This is a genomic window from Streptomyces milbemycinicus, from assembly GCF_002154605.1.
In the GTDB taxonomy this organism is placed as follows: Bacteria; Actinomycetota; Actinomycetes; order Streptomycetales; family Streptomycetaceae; genus Streptomyces; species Streptomyces milbemycinicus.
In genome coordinates this window covers 384-1,222 of the sequence record NZ_MUNE01001203.1, presented here as the reverse complement: position 1 = coordinate 1,222, position 839 = coordinate 384, and the positions used below count along the sequence as shown (strand labels likewise).

At 71.4% G+C, this 839-nt stretch carries 2 pseudogenes (1 of these 2 only partly in view); one reads left to right on the top strand and one right to left on the bottom strand.

Annotated features, from left to right (window positions below):
- Positions 1 to 206, bottom strand: a pseudogene (locus tag CCN51_RS52105) (fumarylacetoacetase); the annotation flags it as partial.
- A gap of 233 nt (positions 207 to 439) precedes the next feature.
- Between CCN51_RS52105 and CCN51_RS52100 the strand changes: the two are divergent.
- Positions 440 to 839, top strand: a pseudogene (locus CCN51_RS52100) (ATP-grasp domain-containing protein); its annotated part runs 383 nt beyond the window's last position; the annotation flags it as partial.

Below are 839 nucleotides of genomic sequence, written 5' to 3'. Positions count from 1 at the left end.
GGATTGAGCGTCGGATGGCCGAGCAGCGCGGCGTGCGGGGAGCCGACGGCGGCCGCCGCGGCGCCCGCGTCCAGCACATGGTCGCCGTAGCGGACCCCGATGCGGCGCAGGTCAGGGGCGTCGCGGGTGGTGAAGACGCCATAGGGGAGGTTGTGCGGGCCGTACGGATCGTCGTGGGGCAGGTCGAGCGGGCTCAGTGGTGGCATGGGTGCGCCTCGCCTTCTCGTCGTCGCCGGGGGCTGCCGGGATCACCGGGCCACACCCTACGGGGGCGGGCGCGCGAAGGGAGGACTGTACCGACTGTTACCTAAAGGGCTGGCAATGTCCGGATAGTCTTGCCCTGGTCGTCAATTCCCCAGTAGCGTCCTTAATCGGGTCACGCACGGTGGGGGGGCCACTGCGCTGCGGTGACCGAGGGGGACTCGTGGCGAGCAGTGACGTGCCGTTCGCGGTGGACCGCACGGTTCCCGGTCTGATCGTGAAGATCGGCGACTACCCGCTGCACCACGGGGGCGTCGGCGCCATCCGGTCCCTGGGCCGCCTGGGCATCCCCATGTACGCCGTCACCGAGGACCGTTGGACCCCGGCCGCNNNNAGGAGGCGGCGGTGCTGATCGCCGAGCACGCCGACACCCTCGCCGGGGAGGGCCGTTTCCTCTTCCCGCGCGCGGAGCCCGGCCTGCCCAGACGGCTGGCCAGCAAGCAGGGGCTGTACGAGCTGTGTCTGGACCACGGCGTGCCCACCCCGTCGGCGGCGTTCCCCGATTCGTACGCCGACGTCAAGGAGTTCGCTGCGACCGCGCGCTTCCCGGTGGTCGCCAAGAACCGGGAGGCGTTCGA